The 19,511-nt window shown below is 67.5% G+C and carries 19 protein-coding genes; 9 read left to right on the top strand and 10 right to left on the bottom strand.

Features of this window, described 5'->3' with window-relative positions:
• Nucleotides 1-95: 95 nt before the first annotated feature.
• Complete coding sequence (locus IP91_RS07970) at nucleotides 96-923, bottom strand: NAD-dependent protein deacetylase (protein ID WP_145648390.1); 828 nt, start codon at nucleotides 921-923, stop codon at nucleotides 96-98.
• 107 nt (nucleotides 924-1,030) lie between these two features.
• On the opposite strand from IP91_RS07970, the gene IP91_RS07975 reads away from it, so the two are divergent.
• Genes IP91_RS07975 through IP91_RS07995 form a run of 5 tightly spaced genes read left to right on the top strand, consistent with a single transcriptional unit; the run spans nucleotide 1,031 to nucleotide 5,320 of the window.
• Nucleotides 1,031-1,630: an RNA polymerase sigma factor gene (locus tag IP91_RS07975; protein ID WP_145648392.1), complete on the top strand. Its 600-nt coding sequence runs from the start codon at nucleotides 1,031-1,033 to the stop codon at nucleotides 1,628-1,630.
• On the top strand, nucleotides 1,627-2,244 hold the full coding sequence (locus tag IP91_RS07980) for a zf-HC2 domain-containing protein (protein WP_145648393.1): 618 nt from the start codon (nucleotides 1,627-1,629) through the stop codon (nucleotides 2,242-2,244). Before IP91_RS07975 ends, IP91_RS07980 begins: the two co-directional genes overlap by 4 nt.
• Nucleotides 2,241-3,470: a S8 family peptidase gene (locus IP91_RS07985; RefSeq protein WP_307724402.1), complete on the top strand. Its 1,230-nt coding sequence runs from the start codon at nucleotides 2,241-2,243 to the stop codon at nucleotides 3,468-3,470. Before IP91_RS07980 ends, IP91_RS07985 begins: the two co-directional genes overlap by 4 nt.
• Nucleotides 3,443-4,156, top strand: coding sequence for a TorF family putative porin (locus IP91_RS07990; protein WP_158643113.1), 714 nt, complete (start codon nucleotides 3,443-3,445; stop codon nucleotides 4,154-4,156). Before IP91_RS07985 ends, IP91_RS07990 begins: the two co-directional genes overlap by 28 nt.
• Nucleotides 4,157-4,207: 51 nt before the next feature.
• Complete coding sequence (locus IP91_RS07995; RefSeq protein ID WP_229474110.1) at nucleotides 4,208-5,320, top strand: TIGR03118 family protein; 1,113 nt, start codon at nucleotides 4,208-4,210, stop codon at nucleotides 5,318-5,320.
• Nucleotides 5,321-5,335: 15 nt separating this feature from the next.
• Here the strand turns inward: IP91_RS07995 and IP91_RS08000 are convergent, their stop codons facing one another.
• The 5 genes from IP91_RS08000 to ppsA form a co-directional block, all read right to left on the bottom strand.
• Entirely contained in the window at nucleotides 5,336-6,478 is a 1,143-nt protein-coding gene (locus IP91_RS08000; protein WP_145648397.1) for a hypothetical protein, read from the bottom strand.
• A gap of 19 nt (nucleotides 6,479-6,497) precedes the next feature.
• On the bottom strand, nucleotides 6,498-6,923 hold the full coding sequence (locus tag IP91_RS08005) for a DUF4259 domain-containing protein (RefSeq protein WP_145648399.1): 426 nt from the start codon (nucleotides 6,921-6,923) through the stop codon (nucleotides 6,498-6,500).
• A 10-nt stretch (nucleotides 6,924-6,933) separates the two neighbouring features.
• Nucleotides 6,934-7,887 carry an SPFH domain-containing protein gene (locus tag IP91_RS08010; protein ID WP_145648401.1) on the bottom strand — a complete coding sequence of 318 codons (954 nt, stop codon included), beginning with the start codon at nucleotides 7,885-7,887 and terminating at the stop codon, nucleotides 6,934-6,936.
• Nucleotides 7,888-7,945: 58 nt separating this feature from the next.
• Entirely contained in the window at nucleotides 7,946-8,365 is a 420-nt protein-coding gene (locus IP91_RS08015) for an NfeD family protein (RefSeq protein WP_145648403.1), read from the bottom strand.
• Nucleotides 8,366-8,605: 240 nt separating this feature from the next.
• Entirely contained in the window at nucleotides 8,606-10,978 is a 2,373-nt protein-coding gene (gene ppsA, locus IP91_RS08020) for a phosphoenolpyruvate synthase (protein ID WP_229474190.1), read from the bottom strand.
• A 248-nt stretch (nucleotides 10,979-11,226) separates the two neighbouring features.
• On the opposite strand from ppsA, the gene ppsR reads away from it, so the two are divergent.
• A complete protein-coding gene (gene ppsR, locus IP91_RS08025; protein WP_199754539.1) occupies nucleotides 11,227-12,087 on the top strand; it encodes a posphoenolpyruvate synthetase regulatory kinase/phosphorylase PpsR in 861 nt (286 codons plus the stop codon).
• Nucleotides 12,088-12,218: 131 nt separating this feature from the next.
• Nucleotides 12,219-13,031, top strand: coding sequence for a penicillin-insensitive murein endopeptidase (locus tag IP91_RS08030; RefSeq protein WP_145648407.1), 813 nt, complete (start codon nucleotides 12,219-12,221; stop codon nucleotides 13,029-13,031).
• 34 nt (nucleotides 13,032-13,065) lie between these two features.
• Here the strand turns inward: IP91_RS08030 and IP91_RS08035 are convergent, their stop codons facing one another.
• Entirely contained in the window at nucleotides 13,066-14,103 is a 1,038-nt protein-coding gene (locus tag IP91_RS08035) for an SDR family oxidoreductase (protein ID WP_229474112.1), read from the bottom strand.
• 166 nt (nucleotides 14,104-14,269) lie between these two features.
• Between IP91_RS08035 and IP91_RS08040 the strand changes: the two genes are divergently transcribed.
• Together IP91_RS08040 and IP91_RS08045 are read left to right on the top strand one after the other, a co-directional pair.
• The gene (locus tag IP91_RS08040) at nucleotides 14,270-15,202 is read left to right on the top strand and encodes an RNA polymerase sigma-70 factor (RefSeq protein ID WP_145648409.1); all 933 of its coding nucleotides are present in this window, start codon (nucleotides 14,270-14,272) and stop codon (nucleotides 15,200-15,202) included.
• 234 nt (nucleotides 15,203-15,436) lie between these two features.
• Nucleotides 15,437-16,570 (top strand): mechanosensitive ion channel family protein, encoded by a 1,134-nt coding sequence (locus tag IP91_RS08045; RefSeq protein ID WP_145648411.1) that lies wholly within the window; start codon nucleotides 15,437-15,439, stop codon nucleotides 16,568-16,570.
• Nucleotides 16,571-16,863: 293 nt separating this feature from the next.
• Here the strand turns inward: IP91_RS08045 and IP91_RS08050 are convergent, their stop codons facing one another.
• From IP91_RS08050 to IP91_RS08060, 3 genes are all read right to left on the bottom strand, one after another.
• The gene (locus IP91_RS08050) at nucleotides 16,864-17,082 is read right to left on the bottom strand and encodes a DUF6289 family protein (protein WP_145648413.1); all 219 of its coding nucleotides are present in this window, start codon (nucleotides 17,080-17,082) and stop codon (nucleotides 16,864-16,866) included.
• A 384-nt stretch (nucleotides 17,083-17,466) separates the two neighbouring features.
• Entirely contained in the window at nucleotides 17,467-18,687 is a 1,221-nt protein-coding gene (locus IP91_RS08055; RefSeq protein ID WP_229474120.1) for an EAL domain-containing response regulator, read from the bottom strand.
• 36 nt (nucleotides 18,688-18,723) lie between these two features.
• Entirely contained in the window at nucleotides 18,724-19,509 is a 786-nt protein-coding gene (locus IP91_RS08060; protein ID WP_145648415.1) for a TrmH family RNA methyltransferase, read from the bottom strand.
• Nucleotides 19,510-19,511: the final 2 nt, after the last annotated feature.

Here is a 19,511-nt window from a genome sequence, read left to right on the forward strand (position 1 = left end):
CGCGCCAAGGTTACCGGCGGATGGTGACTGCCGGTCGATGCCGTACTGTAGCGTGCGGCAAGCGAGGCGGCAAGCGAGGTGCAATACGGCGCGGCTCAGGCGGCCAGCAGCGCCGCCACGGCGGGCAGCACCTGCTGCGCCGGCAGCGCCAGTTTCAGCCCGATCAGCTCGTCGGCGCGCGTCTTGCCCGCATTGACGGCAGCGATCGGCTTGCCCGCTTCGGCGGCCAGCTTGCAGAAGCGGAACCCCGAAAACACCATCAGCGACGAGCCGACCACGAGCAGCGCATCGGCCTCGTCCATCCATGCCAGCGCCTCCCGCGTCCGCTCGGCCGGAATATTGTCGCCGAAGAAAACGACGTCCGGCTGCAGCACGCCGCCGCACACCTCGCACGCGGGCACCACGAACTCGTGCAGGGCTTCCGGCTCCAGCTGGGCATCGCCATCCGGCAGCGGCCGGGCCAGCACATTGGCCAGCGCCGGATTGTCGCGTAGCAGCCGCTGCTGCAGCGCGCCGCGATGCTGGCGGCGCTGGCAGGCCAGGCAGCGCACCGTGTGGATATTGCCGTGCAGCTCGATCAGGCGCGCACTGCCGGCGCGCTGGTGCAGCCCGTCGACGTTCTGCGTGATCATCTGGCCGACGTGTCCCGCCGCTTCCAGCCGCGCCAGCGCCACGTGGCCGTCGTTCGGCGCGGCCTGCGCCAGCGTGGGCCAGCCCACCATGCTGCGCGCCCAGTAGCGGCGGCGCAGCGCATCGCTGCTGCGGAACTCCGGTCCCTGGATCGGCGGCTTGCCGTGGCGGACGCCTTCCTCGTCGCGGTAGCCGGGAATGCCGGAAGCGGTGGACAACCCCGCCCCGGTCAGCACGAGCACGTTGCGGTGGCGGTCGAGGAAGTCGGCGAGCTGGTCGATCTGTGGGGTCATGGCCGCATCCTACACCCGGCCCGGCCGGCGCGCTTGAACCGCCCTGCCGGAAGCGGGAATATACGGTGCACACCACCGACCATCACCGGCTGTCACGGGAGAACCGCATGCAGCAGACGATCACGGGCGCCCCGCCAGCCCGCGCGGCCCGGCCGGCCAGCACTGCCGACGCGGAAGAAGCGCGCCTGCTGGTGCAGGTCGCGGCCGGCAACCGCCACGCCTTCGAACGGCTGTACCGGGGCTATTTCCCGCGCCTGGCGCGTTTCCTGGGCCGCATGACGCCGTCCGCGCCGCTGGTCGAGGAGCTCATCAACGACACGATGCTGGTCGTGTGGCGCCGCGCCGACAGCTTTGATGGCAGCAGCAAGGTCTCGACGTGGGTGTTCGGCATCGCCTGGCGCAAGGCCCGCAAGGCGCTCTCGGTCCGGGAGCTGCCCGCCGGCGACGACCCGGACCAGCAGGCCGACCCGCAGCCCGCGCCGGAGCTGCGCATGGCAGCGGCGGAACTGGCGCAGCGCCTGGCCGCCGCGGTGGAGCGCCTGCCCTGGCCGCAGCGGATGGTGGTGGTGCTGACCTATTTCCACGACATGGATTACGCGGAGATCGCTGCCGTGGCGGACTGCCCCGTCAACACGGTCAAGACCCGCATGTTCCACGCGCGGCGGCGGCTGAAGGCGCTGCTGGCCGGCGAGGAGGACGACAGATGAACGCCTACACCGACAACGACAACCCGCACGCCGCAGTGGCACCGCTGCTGCCCTGGCATGCGGCCGGCCAGCTCGAGGAACCGGCGGCGACACAGGTGCGCGAGCACCTCGCCACCTGCGCCGCCTGCCGCGCCGACCTGGCCTGGGAGCGGCAGTTGCGTGCGGCAGCCGGCCGGGCCGCCCCGCCCCCGGTCTGCGCGGATGCGGACGCGGCACTGGCCCGCCTGCTTCCCAGGCTGGAACCCGCCCCCGCTTCGCTGCTGGCGTCCCTGGTGGCGTGGCTTTCCCGCCCGCCGGTAGTGCCGGCAGCGCTGGCGGCAACGATCGCCGCGCTGTGCCTGGCGTTGTCGCTCGACCGCCCGCCCGATTACCACGCGCTGGGTCCTCTGGCGCCGCCGGCCGATGCCACGGTGATGTTCCGCCCCGATACCGGCGCCGCTGAAGTGCGGCGCATCCTGGCAGCGACGGGCGCCGGCACGGTGCATGGCCCGACGGTGGCTGGCGCCTACGTGCTGCGGCTCGGCCCCGAACGGCGCGCGGCGGCCCTGGCGCGGCTGCGCGCGGAACCGGCCGTGCTGCTGGCCGAACCGCTGGGGGCGGGAGTGCCGCCGTGAGAGTCCCGGCGCTGCTGGTATCGGCACTCTGCGCGATAGCCTGCGTTGGGCCCGCCAGTGGGGAGGCGCTGACACGGCCCCTGGCACAGGCGCAGGTCCAGGCCAGCGAGCCGGCGCCCCGCCTGCTGCTGATGCTGCGCCTGCCGCCGCCCCACTTCCGTCCCGACCTGGCCTACGGCGGCCGCTATGGCGACGATGGCGGCAGCGCGGCGCGGCGCCGCATCGCCGCCGACCTGGCTCGCGGCCACGGCCTCGTGCTGAAGGACGGCTGGCCGATGCCGGCAGTCGGCATCGACTGCTACGTGCTGGAAGTGCCGCTGGGCGTGTCGCCCGAACGCGCGGCCGCGCTGCTGGACCGCGATCCCCGCGTGGCGTGGGTGCAGCGCGTGCAGCGGTTTTCCGGCATGGCGGTGGCCATCGGGGATCCCCTCTACCCGGCGCAGCCCGGCGCGCGGCTGTGGCACGTGGCCGAACTGCACCGCAAGGTGACCGGCCGCGGCGTGGTGGTAGCCGTGATCGACAGCGCCGTCGACCGCAGCCACCCGGACCTGGCGGGACAGGTGGTCGATGCGCAGGACTTCGTGGGCAACGGCGCGCAGGCGGAAGCCCATGGCACGGCGGTGGCCGGCATCATCGCGGCGCGGGGCGGCAATGGTGCCGGCATCGTCGGCGTGGCGCCCGGTGCCCGGCTGCTCGGGCTGCGCGCCTGCTGGCAGCAGGCTGCGGAAACGCGCTGCGACACGTTCACGCTGGCCAAGGCCCTCCACTACGCGCTGCTGCACCCGCCACGGGTGATCAACCTGTCGGTCGGCGGCCCGCAGGACCGCCTGCTGGCCACCCTGCTCGATGCCGCGCTGGCCCGCGGCATCACCGTGGTGGGCGCGGCCGATGCACTGGGGACCTCCCCCTTCCCCGCCAGCCACCCGGGCGTACTGGCCGTCGCCGCGGTGGAGGATCCGCCCACGCCGGGGGCCGCTCCGCTGCGCGCGCCGGGCCGCGACATCCCGGCGCCGCTGCCCGGTGCGCGCTGGGGCTTCGTGTCCGGCAGTTCCTTTGCCGCCGCCCATGTCGCCGGACTGGCTGCGCTGGCCGCGCAATTGCAACCGAAACCGCCCCTGCACCCCGCCACCCTGCCGAACACTGCTACCATCGATGCATGTGCCACCATCGCCCGCATCTCGGGCGCCTGTGCCTGCTCATGCATGTCCGACGCATCGCAACCCTGACACTGCTTGCCTGCACCGCGCTGCTGGCCGGCACTGCACACGCGCAATGGTCCGGGAGCGCGGCCCTGACGTCTTCCTACCGCCTGCGCGGGATCGACCTGAGCGAAGGCGGCCCTTCCGTGCAGGGCGGCGTGGCCTACGATGCAGCAGACGGCTGGTATGCCGGCGGCTTCGCGGCCCGTACCCACGTGGACGGTGCCACCGGTGCCCAGCTGCTCGTGTACGGCGGCCGCGCGCAACGCCTGGCCGATGGTTTTGCCTGGGACGCAGGCATCAGCGCCAGCCACGCGACGCGCGGCGGCTATGGCAGCTACCAGGAGCTGTACGCAGGCCTGTCCCGCAGCGGTGCGGCAGGCAGCGCCGGCCTGCGCGTGGCCTGGTCGCCCCGCTATCGGCCGGGTGACGCGCGCATTGTGTACCTGCAGCTGGAGGCCAGCCGGGCACTGGGTCGCGACCTCGATGCATTCCTGCGCGGCGGCATCCTCACCACGCTGTCCGGCACGCCGCCACCCGAACGCAGCGACTGGCGCGCCGGCATCTCGGCGCGGTTCGGCAGCGCGCGCGTGCAGCTGGCCTATGAACACACGCAGCGCCGCGGCTTCGACTACGGCGGCAGTCACGACTACGCCCATGCCAGCCGCGGCACGCCGCATGCGTTCATCGCATCGATCGGCACCGCCTTCTGAACCTTTCCGGCGCGCGCCGGCATACACGGTCCCGCACACCTGGAGGGGATCATGAACACGCTCATGGAGACAAACAACAATGGCATGCCGGCCAGGCTGGGCCGGCTGCTCGCCATCGCCCTGTTGCTGCTGGGCGCCGGCTGCGGCGGCGGTGGCTCGGATACGCCGGTGATCGCCGCACCGCCGCCACCAGCCGCCACCCACTACATCGCCACGAAACTGGTGGGCGACGCGCCCGGTGCCGCCCACGCTGATCCGAACCTCGTCAATGCCTGGGGCATCGCGTTCAATCCGAACGGCTTCGTGTGGGTCAGCGCGGGCGGCACCGACAAATCCACGCTGTACGACGGCCTAGGCGTGCCGCAGACGCTGGTGGTGGGCACGCCGCCGGAACCGACCGGCATCGTGTTCAACGGCACGCAGGACTTCAGGGTGACGCAGAATGGCCTGGGCGGCGCCAGTCCCTTCCTCTTCGCCACCGAGAGCGGGCGGATCGCTGGCTGGTCGCCCGGCGTCAATCGCACCGTGGCCATCGAAGCGTATGACGGCAGCGGGCGGAATGCCGTCTACAAGGGACTGGCCATCGGTGCCGTGGCCGGGGCGAACTATCTGTATGCGACGGACTTCCGCAACAACGCGATCGACGTGTTCGACGGCACCTTCACGAAAATCACGCCGGCCGGCACGTTCCGCGACGCGTCGATCCCCGCCGGTTATGCACCCTTCGGCATCCAGGCGATCGGCGACCGGCTGTACGTGACGTACGCGAAGCGCGAAGCGAGCGGTGACGACGACGAGGCGGGCGCCGGCTTCGGCTATGTCTCGGTGTTCGACATGCGCGGCAACCTGGTGCGCTCGCTGGTGGCCGGCGGGGCACTGAATGCGCCGTGGGGGCTGGCCCTGGCCCCGGCGGACTTCGGCACCTTTGCCGGCAAACTGCTTGTGGCGAACTTCGGCGACGGCCGCATCAATGCCTACGATGCCGCCACCGGCGCCCCGGCAGGACCGTTGACGCAGACCGACGGCACGCCGATCGTCATCGACGGCCTGTGGGGCATCGCCTTCGGCAATGGCCTGAACGGGCAGCCGAAGAACACGCTGTTCTTCACCGCCGGCCCGGACGACGAGGCGCACGGCCTGTATGGCCGCATCGACGTGCGCTGAAGCCTCGTAAAAAAATCAGTCGCCGCGGAAGCGCAGCGTGTTGATCAGCGTGTTGGTGGTGTCGATGTCCGTCAGCGCCTCGCCGGAGATGCGCAGCAGGCTGCGTTCGCGTACCCGGATCAAGCCGTCGATCAGCTGCGCTGCCGGCAGCGCCGAGGTGGCGATTTCGGCCGGCTGCACATCCGCGTAGCTGCCGTAGTTCTGCTCCAGCGCGGCCAGCGCAGCCTGCGCGGCGGCGGCATCGAGGCGGCGCGGCGGCTGGTTGCCGTCGCCGCCCGGGGCTTCTTCCAGCTGGTGCACCAGCGTGTCGAAGTTCATCGATGCCAGCTGCTGGCGCGTCTGCAGGTAGAACTCGCGCGCCTTGCCCTGCAGGCCGCGCGCATCGAAATTGCCCAGTGCCTCGCGGCCCGCCGGTCCGCCGGCACGGAGCAGGAAGGTCGTCGCGCGTGCGAAGGTATCGGCATCGGCCGTGTTCAACAGGGCGGCCACGGCCGGCACGCTGTCCGGCGAGCCGACCCACATCAGCAGCTCCAGCGCGCGGTGGACGGCTTGCGGATCGTGCAGCAGCCCGGCCAGGTGCCGTTCGGCCAGCGCGCCATACTGGCCATACAGGTAGATGCAGACGGAGGTTTCGTCCACCGTGTAGCCATGCTGCGGCAGGAATACGGTCACATGGCCGCGCAGGAACACCTGGTCCATCAGCTTGAACAGGCGCGGATCGCGGTCGGCCGCACTGGCATGCACGAAGCGGAACAGCTGGTCCTGCTGCGTCTGCGGCACGATGCCGACCGGGTCGAGCGCCAGCAACGCCTGCAGCGACAGGGCGCGGTCCGCCGCCGTGCCCTGCACGCGCAGGAAGTGCCCCAGCTCCAGCAGGAGGTACTGGTTCGGCTGCGCCTTCTTCAGCTCCGCCGCCAGTTCGCGGCGCAGCACGGGCAGTGCCGCCGCCTTGTTGTTGCCCAGCCAGCGCCAGGCATTATCGAGTTCCTTGCGCCCCTGCTGGACATCCGCCGCGGCCGATGTCGCCGGCAGGTTGCGCAGTTGCGCCAGTTTCGCCAGCGTGTCGTCTTCCGGTGCCGCCGCTGCCGGCGTCGACATCATCCCGGCCACGGCCAGCGCACACCACCAGCCCACTGCCCACTTCTTCGCTACTGCCATCTGGTTCCTTGCTCTGCTGTTACCCGGCCCGGCGCAGGCGCGCCACCTGGTCTTCCACCGTGGCGCGCCAGCTGTCGTAATGCTCGCTATCCTGCCACAGCTCGCGCAGTTCGGAGCGCTCGCCAAGCACCAACTCCAGCACGCGGCCCGCCTTCTCCACCAAGTCGGTACGCGACTTGTATTTCGGCCGCACGACGGCGACCCATTCGTCGATGCCTGCGCTGTCCTCGTCGGCCGCGCCGCCCCGCCCTTCCAGCCGCAGCAGCGTTTCGACGGCGGCAAGCCCTTCGGCACCGAACGGCGCTTCCAGGTAGTCCGCGTGATCGGGCGACAGCACGTTGTCGAGCGTGTCGGCGATGAAGTACAGATCGTTCGATTCGTGCAGGTCCTGCGCCCAGTCCTGCGCGAAGTCGTTGCCGTAGGGTCCGGTGGCCCAGGTGCCCATGCTGTTCTCCTCAGGTTGGCGTGCGGACGACGCGTGCGGCGTCCGGTGCCTGGGTTTTCACGACCTGCATCGCCGTGGCGATCAGGCTGCTCATGTCGCCCAGGTTGGCGGGCACGATGAGCGAATTATTGGTTTTCGCCAGCGCGCGGAACGCGTCCACGTACTGCTCGGCGACCTTCAGGTTCATCGCCTGCTCGCCGCCCGGCTGCTCGATGGCCGCGCCCACCTCGCGCAGTGCGGCCGCCGTGGCATCCGCGATCGCGACGATGGCCGATGCCTCGCCCTGCGCGCGGTTGATGGCGGCCTGCTTCTCGCCTTCGGAACGGGCGATGGATGCCTCCCGCTCGCCGGTGGCGATATTGATCTGTTCCTGCTTGCGGCCTTCGGAGGCGGCGATCAGCGCGCGCTTGCCCCGCTCCGCCGTGATCTGCGCCTGCATCGCGTGCAGGATCTCGGCCGGCGGCGTCAGGTCCTTGATCTCGTAGCGGAGCACCTTGACGCCCCAGTTGGCGGCCGATTCGTCGATCGCGTTGACGACGGTCAGGTTGATGTGGTCGCGCTCCTCGAAGGTTTTGTCGAGCTCCATGCGGCCGATCACGGAGCGCAGCGTGGTCTGGGCCAGCTGCGTGATCGCGGCGATGTAGTTCGACGAGCCGTATGATGCGCGCATCGCGTCCGTCACCTGGAAGTACAGGATGCCGTCCACCTGCAGCTGCGTGTTGTCCTTCGTGATGCAGACCTGCGGCGGCACGTCGAGCGGAATCTCCTTCAGGCTGTGCTTGTAGGCGATGCGGTCGATGAACGGCACGACGATGTTCAGGCCGGGCGCCAGCGTGGCGTGGTACTTGCCGAGGCGTTCCACGACCCAGGCGTGCTGCTGCGGCACCACATTGATGGTCTTGAAGACGAACACGAGTGCCACGACGAGGACGACGAGCGTGACGGTGCCGAAAGTGATTTCCATGCGATCTCCCTGGTGTGTTGTTGGTGACAGCGAAGGTCAGCGAAAGGTCGGCGACAATTCAGCGGCTGACGATGAGCCGGCTGCCGCGCACTTCGCGGATCACGTACATGCCGGGCTCGGACGGCATGCCCGGGGCCAGTTCCACATCCCACAGCGCGCCGCGGTACATCACGCGTGCCGTGCGCTCGCTCCACAGGGCCACCTCGATCGACTGGCCGATATCGAGGTTGATGCTCGGATCGCTCGCGCTGTCCGTCTTGACCGTCCTGCCGTAGCGGCTGCGGCGCAGCAGCACGGTGGCGGCGATGCCGACCACGGCCGCGGCCAGCATCTGGCCCGGAATGTCGATGCGCAGCGCGGCGACGAGCGCACCGGCCAGCGCACCCAGCGCCAGCATCAGCAGATAGAAGGTGCCGCTGAACAGTTCCAGCGCCACCAGCACCCCGGCGGCGATGAGCCACATGATCCAGTCAGCCATGATGTCGGTCTCCTTGTTTTCAAATTAAAAACCCCCGCGGCCCTGGAAGGCGGCGAGGGTTGGCGTAACGATAGAGCAAAACCGTAGCGTTGGGTAGGGGCTGGGCGCCGGTGAACGGCGCAGCCGGTGCCGCGCAAGGCTGGGGTCAGTCCCTGGCGGCGCAAGTGGCAAGCACCCGCGCCGACACTTGGCGGGGACAGACCCCGGTGCGCGTACGGCGCGGGCCGGGGTCGCCTGCTGTTACTTGCGCAGCTCCGCCAGCTTCTGCCAGGTGTCGACGACCGAGTCCGGGTTCAGCGACATCGACTCGATGCCCTGCTCCATCAGCCATTCGGCCAGGTCCGGATGGTCGGATGGGCCCTGGCCGCAGATGCCGATGTACTTGCCCTGCTTGCGGCAGGCCGAGATCGCCATCGCCAGCAGCGCCTTGACGGCCGGATCGCGTTCGTCGAAGTCGGCGGCCAGCAGTTCCATGCCGGAGTCGCGGTCCAGGCCCAGGGTCAGCTGGGTCAGGTCGTTCGAGCCGATCGAGAAGCCGTCGAAGTACTGCAGGAACTCGTCGGCCAGCACGGCGTTCGACGGGATCTCGCACATCATGATGAGGCGCAGGCCGCCTTCGCCACCACCCTCGCCGCGCTTCAGGCCGTTCTTCGCCAGCAGGTCCACCACCTTCTTCGCCTGGCCCACGGTGCGCACGAACGGCACCATCAGCTCCACGTTCGTCAGGCCCATGTCTTCGCGCACCCGCTTCATCGCCTGGCATTCCATGTTGAACGACTCGGCGAAATCCTCCGCGATGTAGCGTGCCGCGCCGCGGAAGCCCAGCATCGGGTTTTCCTCGTCCGGCTCGTAGCGCGAGCCGCCGATCAGCTTCTTGTACTCGTTCGACTTGAAGTCCGACAGGCGCACGATGACGGGCTTCGGCCAGAACGCGGCGGCGATCGTCGCCACGCCTTCGGCCAGCTTGTCGACATAGAAGGCCTTTGGCGAAGCGTGGCCGCGCGCGACCGATTCCACGGCCTTCTTCAGGTCCGGATCGATGTGCGGATATTCCAGGATCGCCTTCGGGTGCACGCCGATATTGTTGTTGATGATGAATTCCAGACGGGCCAGGCCCACGCCGGCATTCGGCACCTGCTGGAAGTCGAAGGCCAGCTGCGGGTTGCCCACGTTGAGCATGATCTTCACCGGCAGCTGCGGCAGCTCGCCGCGCGCCACTTCCGACACTTCCGTCTCCAGCAGGCCGTCATAGATGCGGCCCTCGTCGCCCTCGGCGCAGGACACGGTGACGAACGTGCCGTCCTTCAGCACTTCCGTCGCATCGCCGCAGCCGACGACGGCCGGCACGCCCAGTTCCCGGGCGATGATCGCCGCGTGGCAGGTGCGGCCGCCGCGGTTGGTGACGATCGCCGCGGCGCGCTTCATGACGGGTTCCCAGTTCGGGTCCGTCATGTCCGCCACCAGCACGTCGCCCGGCTGCACGCGTTCCATGTCGGCCGGGTCGTGGATCACGCGCACCGGACCGGCGCCGATCTTCTGGCCGATGGCGCGGCCGGAGGCCAGCACCGTGCCGGTCGACTTCAGCTTGAAGCGCTGCTGCGCATCGGTCGACTTCTGCTGCGACTTCACCGTTTCCGGGCGCGCCTGCAGGATGTACAGCTTGCCGTCGCGGCCGTCCTTGCCCCACTCGATATCCATCGGGCGGCCGTAGTGGCGCTCGATGATCACGGCATATTTCGCCAGTTCCACCACTTCCGCATCGGCCAGCGAGTAGCGGTTGCGCAGCTCGATCGGCACGTCCACGGTCTTCACCGAACGGCCGGCCTTTGCCTCGCTGGTGAACTCCATCTTGATCAGTTTCGAACCGATGTTGCGGCGGATGACGGGCGACTTGCCCAGCTCCAGCATCGGCTTGTGGACATAGAATTCGTCCGGATTGACCGCGCCCTGCACCACCGTTTCACCCAGGCCGTAGCTGGACGTGATGAACACCACGTCCTTGAAGCCGGATTCGGTATCGATCGTGAACATCACGCCCGCCGCGCCCGTATCGGAACGCACCATGCGCTGCACGCCCGCGGACAGCGCCACCTCGGCATGGGTGAAGCCCTTGTGGACGCGGTAGGAAATCGCGCGGTCGTTGTACAGCGAAGCGAACACGTGCTTCATCGCTTCGAGCACATTGTCGATGCCGACCACGTTCAGGAAGGACTCCTGCTGGCCCGCGAACGACGCATCCGGCAGGTCTTCCGCCGTGGCGGAGGAACGCACGGCAAACGACATCTCGCTCTCCGAATTCTTCACGAGTTCGTCGTAGAACGCGCGGATCTCCTGCTCCAGGCGGGGCTGGAACGGCGTATCGATGATCCATTGACGGATCTCGGCACCGGCCTGGGTCAGTGAACGCACGTCGTCGATATTCAGGTCGGCGAGGCGGCTGGCGATGCGCTCGGCCAGCGGCGCGCCGCCATCGATCGAATGGGTGAGGAAGTCGCGGAACGCCTGCGCGGTGGTGGCAAAGCCGCCCGGCACGCGCACGCCCGCTTCCGCGAGCTGGCTGATCATTTCGCCCAGCGATGCGTTCTTGCCGCCGACGGATTCCACATCCGTCATGCGCAAGGTTTCGAACGATGCTACGTAGGTCGCGTCGCGGCCTGCCTCCTTGAGTACTGCTGCGTTGGACAAGTTAGTCATGATGACACCTTCTGATGATAGAAACCTGTTGGTCGATTTCCCCAAGCGGAGCGTGTGCACGGACTGTGGTTGTTATTCTTGACGCCGTGCAGCACAATCGGACCGTTGCCGGCCATTTTACAGCCTGCGCAGAAAAATTGACGATTCACAATCAAAAGCCCCTACAGATGACTTCCGAACCCACTGAGCCGCGCCAGGAATTGCGCAATCCGCCCGCCCGCACCGTGTTCTTCGTCTCGGATGGCACCGGCATCACGGCCGAGACCTTCGGACACTCCGTGCTGACGCAGTTCGAGATGCGCTTCCGCCAGATCCGCCTGCCGTTCATCGACACGGTCGACAAGGCCCATGCTGCAGCGCGCAAGATCAACGAGGCCGCCGCGACCGATGGCAACAAGCCCATCATCTTCAGCACGCTGGTGCAGAGCGAGCTGTCCTCGGTGATCCGCCAGTGCAGCGGGCTGCACATGGACCTGTTCCAGACCTTCGTGGCACCGCTCGAGCTGGAGCTCGGCCTGAAGTCGACGCACACGATCGGCCGCTCGCACAACATCGTCGACAGCGAGGAGTACCGCAACCGCATCGAGGCCATCAACTTCTCGCTGGCGCACGACGACGGCCAGTCGCACAAGAACCTGGCCGAGGCCGACGTGATCCTGGTGGGCGTTTCGCGCTCGGGCAAGACGCCGACCTCGCTGTACCTGGCCATGCAGTACGGGATCAAGGCCGCCAACTATCCGCTGATCCCGGACGACTTCGAGCGGGGCCGCCTGCCCTCCGCGCTGTACGACTACAAGCCGAAGATCTTCGGCCTGACGATCACGCCGGAACGGCTGACGGAAATCCGCAACGAGCGGCGCGCCGGGAGCAAGTATGCGTCGATCGAGAACTGCCGCTATGAAGTGAACGAAGCGGAATCGATGATGAAGCGCGAGGGCATCCGCTGGCTGTCCTCGACCACCAAGTCGATCGAGGAGATCTCGACCACGATCCTGCAGGAGATCAAGCCGAACCGGCGGGAGTATTGAGGGCACATCGGAAGCCGCTTCGGGAGCTGTATCGGGTGCCACGCCTGGAGCCACGCCGGAATCCACACTACCGCTCCCACCAACAGTTACATGCGCTACCATACCGGGCATCCCGTCGTGATGGAGCCTCCATGTTCCTGCAGTGTCCCGCTTTGCAGTCCCCGGCAACGCCGTCCGGCCGAACGCCTGCGGCCATGCGCGCCGCGCTGTCCGCAGCGCTGCTTGCGGCGGCACTGCTGCAAGCGGCGCCCGCCCTGGCCAGCATCGAAGCGCCTCCTGCCGTGGCGAGCCGCTGCTTCGGCAGCTCGGCGAACGGCCGCATCGAGGATGCCGTCCGGCTGCCGCTCAGCGGGCCGAATTACGCGGCGTACAGCACGGCCGGCACGATGGCCGGCCGCACCTACGTGCACACGACGGTGGCGAAGATCATCGCGGGCAGCTACGCACTGCTGCACCAGGCGCTGCCCGGCAATGTGTTCGTGTATGGCGAAACGGGGGCGCCCACCGGCGGGCGTTTCAAGCCGCACCGCACCCACCAGAACGGCCTGGCGGCGGATTTCTTCGTGCCCGTGCGCGATGCGACGGGCCGCTCGGTGGCCCTGCCGACGGACACGCCGCGGCTCGGCTACGACATCGACTTCGATGCGGCGGGCCGCCACGGCGACTACACGCTTGACTTCGACGCGATGGCCCAGCACCTGTTCCGGCTCGACGCGGCCGCGCACGCACACGGCAGCGGGATTGCGCAGGTAGTCTTCGACCCGGCGCTGCTGCCGAAACTGTTCGCCACGCCGCGCGGCGCCTGGCTGAAGCAGCACCTGCCGTTCCGCACGGCGCTGCGCGAGGCGTCGCCCAGCGGGCACTATCACGTGGAATTCAGCCTGCGCTGCGCGCCGTTGCGGGCGGCGGCGCAGGCAAAGGTGACGAAGCGCATGGCGCGCTGACCTCACGCAGAGCCAGGCGCAGCGTGCTACGCGCTTACGGGAAGCCCGCGCCGCCCGTCACGCCATACACCTGGCCGGTGGTGAAGCTCGACTCGTCCGCCGCCAGCGTCACGTAGGCCAGTGCCAGCTCGGCCGGCTGGCCGGGACGCTTGAACGGCGTGTCGGCGCCGAATTTCTCCAGCGCTTCCGGCTTCTGGCCGCCCGACACCTGCAGCGGCGTCCACACGGGGCCCGGCGCGATCGCATTGACGCGGATGTTCTTCTCGGCGAGCTGCTTGGCCAGTGCCTTCACGAAAGCCACCTGGGCGGCCTTGGTCTGCGCATAGTCGAGCAGGTTCGGCGACGGGTCGTAGGCCTGCACGGAGGCGGTGACGACGATGGCGCCGCCGTTCTTCATGTGCGGCACGGCCGCCTTGACGATCCAGAAGTTCGCGTACAGGTTGGTCTTCATCGTCCAGTCGAACTGCGCGGTCGTCAGGTCCAGGATGGAATCGACGGAGTGCTGCTTGGCCGCGTTGCTGACCAGCAGATCGAGGCCGCCCAGCTGGCGCGCCGCGTCGTCCACCAGCTTCTTGCAGAACGCCTCGTCGCGGATATCGCCCGGCAGCAGCACGGCCTTGCGGCCGGCGGCGCGGATGAGTTCCGCCACTTCGCGCGCGTCCGGTTCCTCGGCCGGCAGGTAGCTCAGCGCCACGTCGGCGCCCTCGCGGGCATACGCGATCGCCGCCGCGCGGCCGATGCCGGAGTCGCCGCCCGTGATCAGCGCCTTGCGGCCGGCCAGCCGTCCGCTGCCCTTGTAGGTGGTTTCGCCATGGTCGGGCTTCGGCATCATCTTCGTGCCCAGGCCCGGCCACTCCTGCTGCTGGCGCGGGAACGGCGGTTTCGGATGATTCGGCTTGCGCGGCGCGGCGCCGCTGCCCTGGCCCTGGCCGCCGGTCTGCGCGAGCGCACCGGTGGCCGCGGTGCCGGCAGCGATGCCGGTGGCGACGGCGCCCACGAAGCGACGGCGCGAGGGCATGGACGCTGCTTCCGGCGCGTCTTCCCGGTTCGTTTGCTGGTCTTTCGGATCCATCGAAGCTCCTGAAGTGGTGGGGAGAGTTGGTAGACTGGCGTGTAATCAGAGGGTCAATGTAGACAAGTTGCCGCCACGCCGCCAACACCTTTGCTCGCGGCAATCTGTCACAAGACCGCCCCCCGATCCGTCTTCCAGCCATCGACGACTGCCACGAGACCTGACCATGACCGCCTCTGCAACCCCTTCTGCCCCCCCTTCTGCCACCCCTTCTGCCACTCCTTCTGCCACCTCCTCGACAACCGTCTTCGACGCGCTGCGTCCCCGCCTGTTCTCGATCGCCTACCGCATGCTGGGCACCCGGGCCGATGCCGAGGACGTGGTGCAGGATGCCTGGCTGCGCTGGCACGGCAGCGATCCCGCGGGCGTGCGCTCCGCCGAGGCATGGCTGTTGACGATCGTGACGCGCCTGGCGATCGACCGGCTGCGCAGCCGCCAGTCCGAACGCGAAGCCTACGTCGGCTGGTGGCTGCCGGAGCCACTGGTGGAACTGGACGAGCGCACGCCGGAATCGGCCGCGGAACTGGCCGGCGAGGTGTCGATGGCGATGCTGTGGGTGCTGGAGCGGCTGGCGCCAGAGGAGCGCGCGGCCTTCCTGATGCGTCAGGTGTTCGACCAGGATTACGCCGACCTGGCGGCGACCCTGGGCAAGAGCGAGGCGGCCTGCCGCCAGCTCGTCAGCCGCGCGCAGGCACGCGTGCAGCAGGAGCAGCCCCGCTTCGACGTGCCGCGCGACGTGCACCGCGAGGTGCTGGCGGGCTTCATGCAGGCCGCCGCCAATGGCGACCGGGAGGCGATGAAGACCTTCCTGGCCGGCGACGTGCAGCTGGTCTCCGATGGCGGCGGCAAGGTGCCGTCGTTCGGCAGGATCCTGCAGGGCGCCGCGCGCATCGCCGGCGTCTACTGGTCCGTCGAACATGCGCATCCGGGCGAAGTCACGTACCGGATGGCGCGCGTCAACGGCGAACCCGGGCTGCTGCGCTACGTGGATGGCGCCATCGAGTCGGCGCAGGCGTTCATCGTGGACGGCACGCGCATCGTGGCGATCTACGTGGTACGCAATCCGGACAAGCTGGCCGCGATCGCGCCCCTTTCCTGACCGGCGGATCGCCCGGCAATGTGTGTGGGCTAACGGACCCACGGCCCGGCGACGTTTACAATTTTTTTACGTTGGAGGGCGGGCGCACCGCACCGCAATGGGCACTGGCCGCCATCGCGCGTCGGTCGCAGCTTCCCTCTTCTCCTGGCTTCGTCCGCCCGCCGCACGGAGCCGCCGCGCCGGCAGCCTGCCCCACCCGCTGCCCGGCCTTCATCCCACAAACGAGGAGAAGACATGAATTATGTAGTGCTGGGTAATGACCTGACATCCTGGGCGATCGCCCTCGGCATCACGGCCGCCGTCTGCATCGTGCTGTACACGGTGAACGGCGTGCTGGTACGCCGCATCGGCGCCTTTGCCGCCCACACGGCCACGCACATCGACGACATGGCCGTCAAGATCCTGTCCAAGACCAGTTCGCTGTTCATCATCGTGATGGGCGTGTATGCCGGCTGCCAGTGGCTGGAGATGAGCGCCAAGAGCGAGGCGCTGGTGCGCAACCTCGCCGTGGCCGCGCTGCTGCTGCAGGTGGCGCGCTGGATCGACGTGGGCGTGCGCGGCTGGATCGATTTCTACCGCAAGAAGCGCGGCGCCACCGATGTCGCCAGTACCACCTCCACCGCGGCCCTCACCTTCGTCGTGCGTGCCGCGCTGTGGCTGATCATCGTGCTGATGATCCTCGATAACTTCGGCGTCAACGTCACCACGCTGGTGGCCAGCCTGGGCATCGGCGGTATCGCCGTCGCGCTGGCCGTGCAGAACATCCTGGGCGACCTGTTCTCGTCCGTCTCGATCCTGCTGGACAAGCCGTTCGTGGTCGGCGACAGCATCACCGTCGACAAGCTGGCCGGTACCGTCGAATACGTGGGCCTGAAGACGACGCGCATCCGCAGCCTGAACGGCGAACAGATCGTGTTCTCCAACAGCGACCTGCTGAAAAGCCGCATCCATAACAACAAGCGCATGCAGACGCGCCGCATCGTCTTCGCCGTGGGCATCACCTACGACGTGACGGAACAGCAGCTGCGCGCCATTCCGGACATGCTCAAGGAGATCGTGAGCAGCCAGGAACAGGTGCGCTTCGACCGCGCCCACTTCAAGTCGTACGGCCCGTCGTCGCTCGACTTCGAGGTGGTGTACACGATGCTGACGGCCGACTATGGCGTGTTCATGGATGTGCAGCAGGCGATCAACATGGAGCTGTTCTGTCGCTTCGCGCGGGAGAAGATCGACTTCGCCTACCCGACCCAGACCATCAAGCTGGACAACCCGGACGTATTGCGCGGCGCCGCGGCGAACGAGGAGTTCGCGTCGGACCGCGAGCCGGCCGTGGAGGCGCCGACCATCCTGCGGCCGAATGCGCAGTAGCATTCACATTGCGCCAAGACGAGTCGAACGAACCTCAATTACGTTTGTGTATCTGTCGCTTTCAAGGGAAACTGCCTTGTGGAGTCAACATATGGCCCAATTCACCGCAGGCATCCGCAGCTAACGGCCTGCGAATGGCGGGTCTATTTAAAACGCAATGGCTACCTGCCGGTTCGCGAAGCGGCAGGTAGCCAAACTTCAAATAATTTTTCTACGATCCCGATATATTCTCGATATATTCTCAGAACCTCGATGCCGGATAGAGACTCCAAAAATTGTCGATTTCTCGTGCGTCAGTGACACGGCTGGCGGCCTTGCTCTACCATATTGGCAGTCACCTCGCCTCCCAGCATGATCAGGTGTCCGGAGCATGGCAAATATGCCTCTCCGACCAGAGATCCGTTGTCGTCGTAATAGCCGTAATCGATGGAGTACGGTCGCGACGCATAGGCACTTGCCGCGCCTATTACGGCAACTACAACAGCGACAGATAGAGCGATCTTCTTCAGCATGATATATCCCTGTAGTCGACATTAGATATCGGCGGACGCCGATCAGAAGACAATAAAACAGGTAGATAATATCGTCAAGCAATTTATTAACTTGGAAATAAATATCGATCTGGCCTTATCTCGCCGAATATAGATGATACACGGACCGCCGTGTAGGAGAAGCGCTGGAATTATTCGCGGATAGAATCCCGCTCGCACCGGATGTTTAATAATGTGTGGTCGCAACATACTCCGCTAACGGAATCCGGAAAGCTTGCGCAGTCCGGTAATTACACCGGTCTGTACTGGCTCTGCTCCGTCTTCGCGGGATGGATTGCGTCACTGCAAACAGCGACAGGTCGGAGGAGGGCCGCGAAACCGCACCGGCACAGGCAATGCACTATCTCAGAAGAACTGGCGCCAGTCGGCCAGCCACGCCGGCACGTCCTCGACCGGCATCGGGCTGGCGATGTAGTAGCCCTGGGCGTAGGTGCAGCCCAGGTTCTGCAGGAAGTCCCAGTCCTGCTTCGTCTCCACCCCCACTGCGCACGACCACCGGTCGAGGCTGCGCGCCAGGCCCAGGTAGGATTTGAGCACGGTGCCGATGGCGCGCTTCTTCGAGGCGCCGTCGACGAAGCTCGGATCGATCTTCAGTTCCGAGAACGGGATCGAGGCCAGCAGCTGCAGGTTGGAGCGCGCGGTGCCGTAGTCGTCGATGGCCAGGCCGAAGCCGATCATGCGCAGCCGCAGCAGGCGTTCCAGGAAGTGCGGGTCGGTCTGCAACACGGCCGATTCGGTGATCTCGAACGTCAGGTGGCCGGGCAGGATGCGGTGGCGCGCCAGGCAGCCTTCGATCTGCGTGATGAACTGCGGGTGGGCCAGCGTGGTGGGGTCGACGTTGACGGAGCACGCGATGGGAATGCCCTGGTCATGCAGCGTGCGGCAGGCGGCGACGGATTTCTCGATCATGCTCCAGTCGAGGAAATCGATGCGGCCGTTCGCTTCCAGCACCGGCACGAAGGCCGCCGGGCCCAGCACCCCATGCTGCGGATGGCGCCAGCGCGCGAACATCTCCAGGCCCTTCACTTCGCCCGTCTCCAGCTCGATCTTCGGCTGGAAGAACGGATCGAACTCGCGCGCCTGCAGGCCCTTGCCCACTTCGGCAAAGCTGAAGGACGGGATGGCAGGCGTTGTGGACTGGTCCGTGCGCGGCTCGTACAGCGCCAGCAGGGCCTCGATGCGCGCCGCCGTCACCGGCTTGGCGATCGCGCCCAGCAGGTCGACACCGTAGGCCAGCGCCATCGTCTCGACATAGAACAGGATGTCGCTGCTCTGCGCGCCGACCACGACCAGGCCGGCACGGCATTTCTCTTCGGCCAGGCGCCGGATGAGCTCCAGGCCGTCCATGCCGTCCAGCGCCAGGTCCAGCACGACGATGTCGATCGCTGCCGCCAGCCCCTGCGCACCGCTCTGCACGGCGCGCAGGGCGGCATGGCCATCGGCCACCACCTGGATGTGCTGCGCGCCCGCACTGCGCAATACGCCGGCCAGCAGCTCGCGCTGCACCGGTTCGCTCTCGGCCACCAGAAACTGCCACGCCGCGATCGTCATCGGCTCTCCCTTCATGATTTTTCGTGGATGCCGGCTTGCGCGCCGGTCTGTCTAGGCCAGATTCTGCCTGACCTGCTCGAAAAAGCATACCGCCGCACATGCGGCCACGTTCAGCGATTCGACCTGGCCCAGGTGCGGGATGACGACGCGGTGCCGCGCCAGCGCCAGCAGCGCGTCCGAGACGCCCTGCCCTTCGTGGCCGAACACCCAGGCAACCGGGCCTTTCAGGTCCACGTCGTACAGCTTCTGCTTCGCGTAACCGCTGGTGGCCAGGGTCGCGATCGGCGCATCCTGCAACAGCGGCGCGAGCGGCACGTTCTCGAAAATGTCGAGCACGAAGTGCGCGCCCATCGCCGCGCGCAGCACCTTCGGCGACCAGCAGAACGCCGTGCCGGGACTGCAGAAGATCTGACTGATGCCGGCGGCGGCCGCGCTGCGCAGGATCGACCCGAGGTTGCCGGGGTCCTGCACATTGTCGAGCAGGACGGCATTGACGGACAGCGCGGCCGGTGCAGCCCGTTCCGGCGTGGGGACGAGGAACATCATGCCCACGCCATGCTCGACCTGCGACAGCGCCTCGTACAGCGCATCGGGCAGTTGCAGGCAGTGGCCGTGCTGCGCTTCGAGCTCCCTCACCAGTGCCGCGATCTCGGGGTTGAGCAGCCCGCTATCGCTGACGATGCACTGTTCCGGCAGCCCGCGCAGCTGCAGCCAGCTTTCGCACAGGTGCACGCCGTCCAGCAGCGTGCGGCCGGCCTTGCGGCGCGCCTGCGAGCTGGTCGCCAGCGCCTTCAAATCCTTGTACTGCGCGTTGTCGCGCGAGGTGATGTGCTTCATCT

This window comes from Pseudoduganella lurida (assembly GCF_007830455.1).
Lineage (GTDB): Bacteria > Pseudomonadota > Gammaproteobacteria > Burkholderiales > Burkholderiaceae_D > Rugamonas > Rugamonas lurida.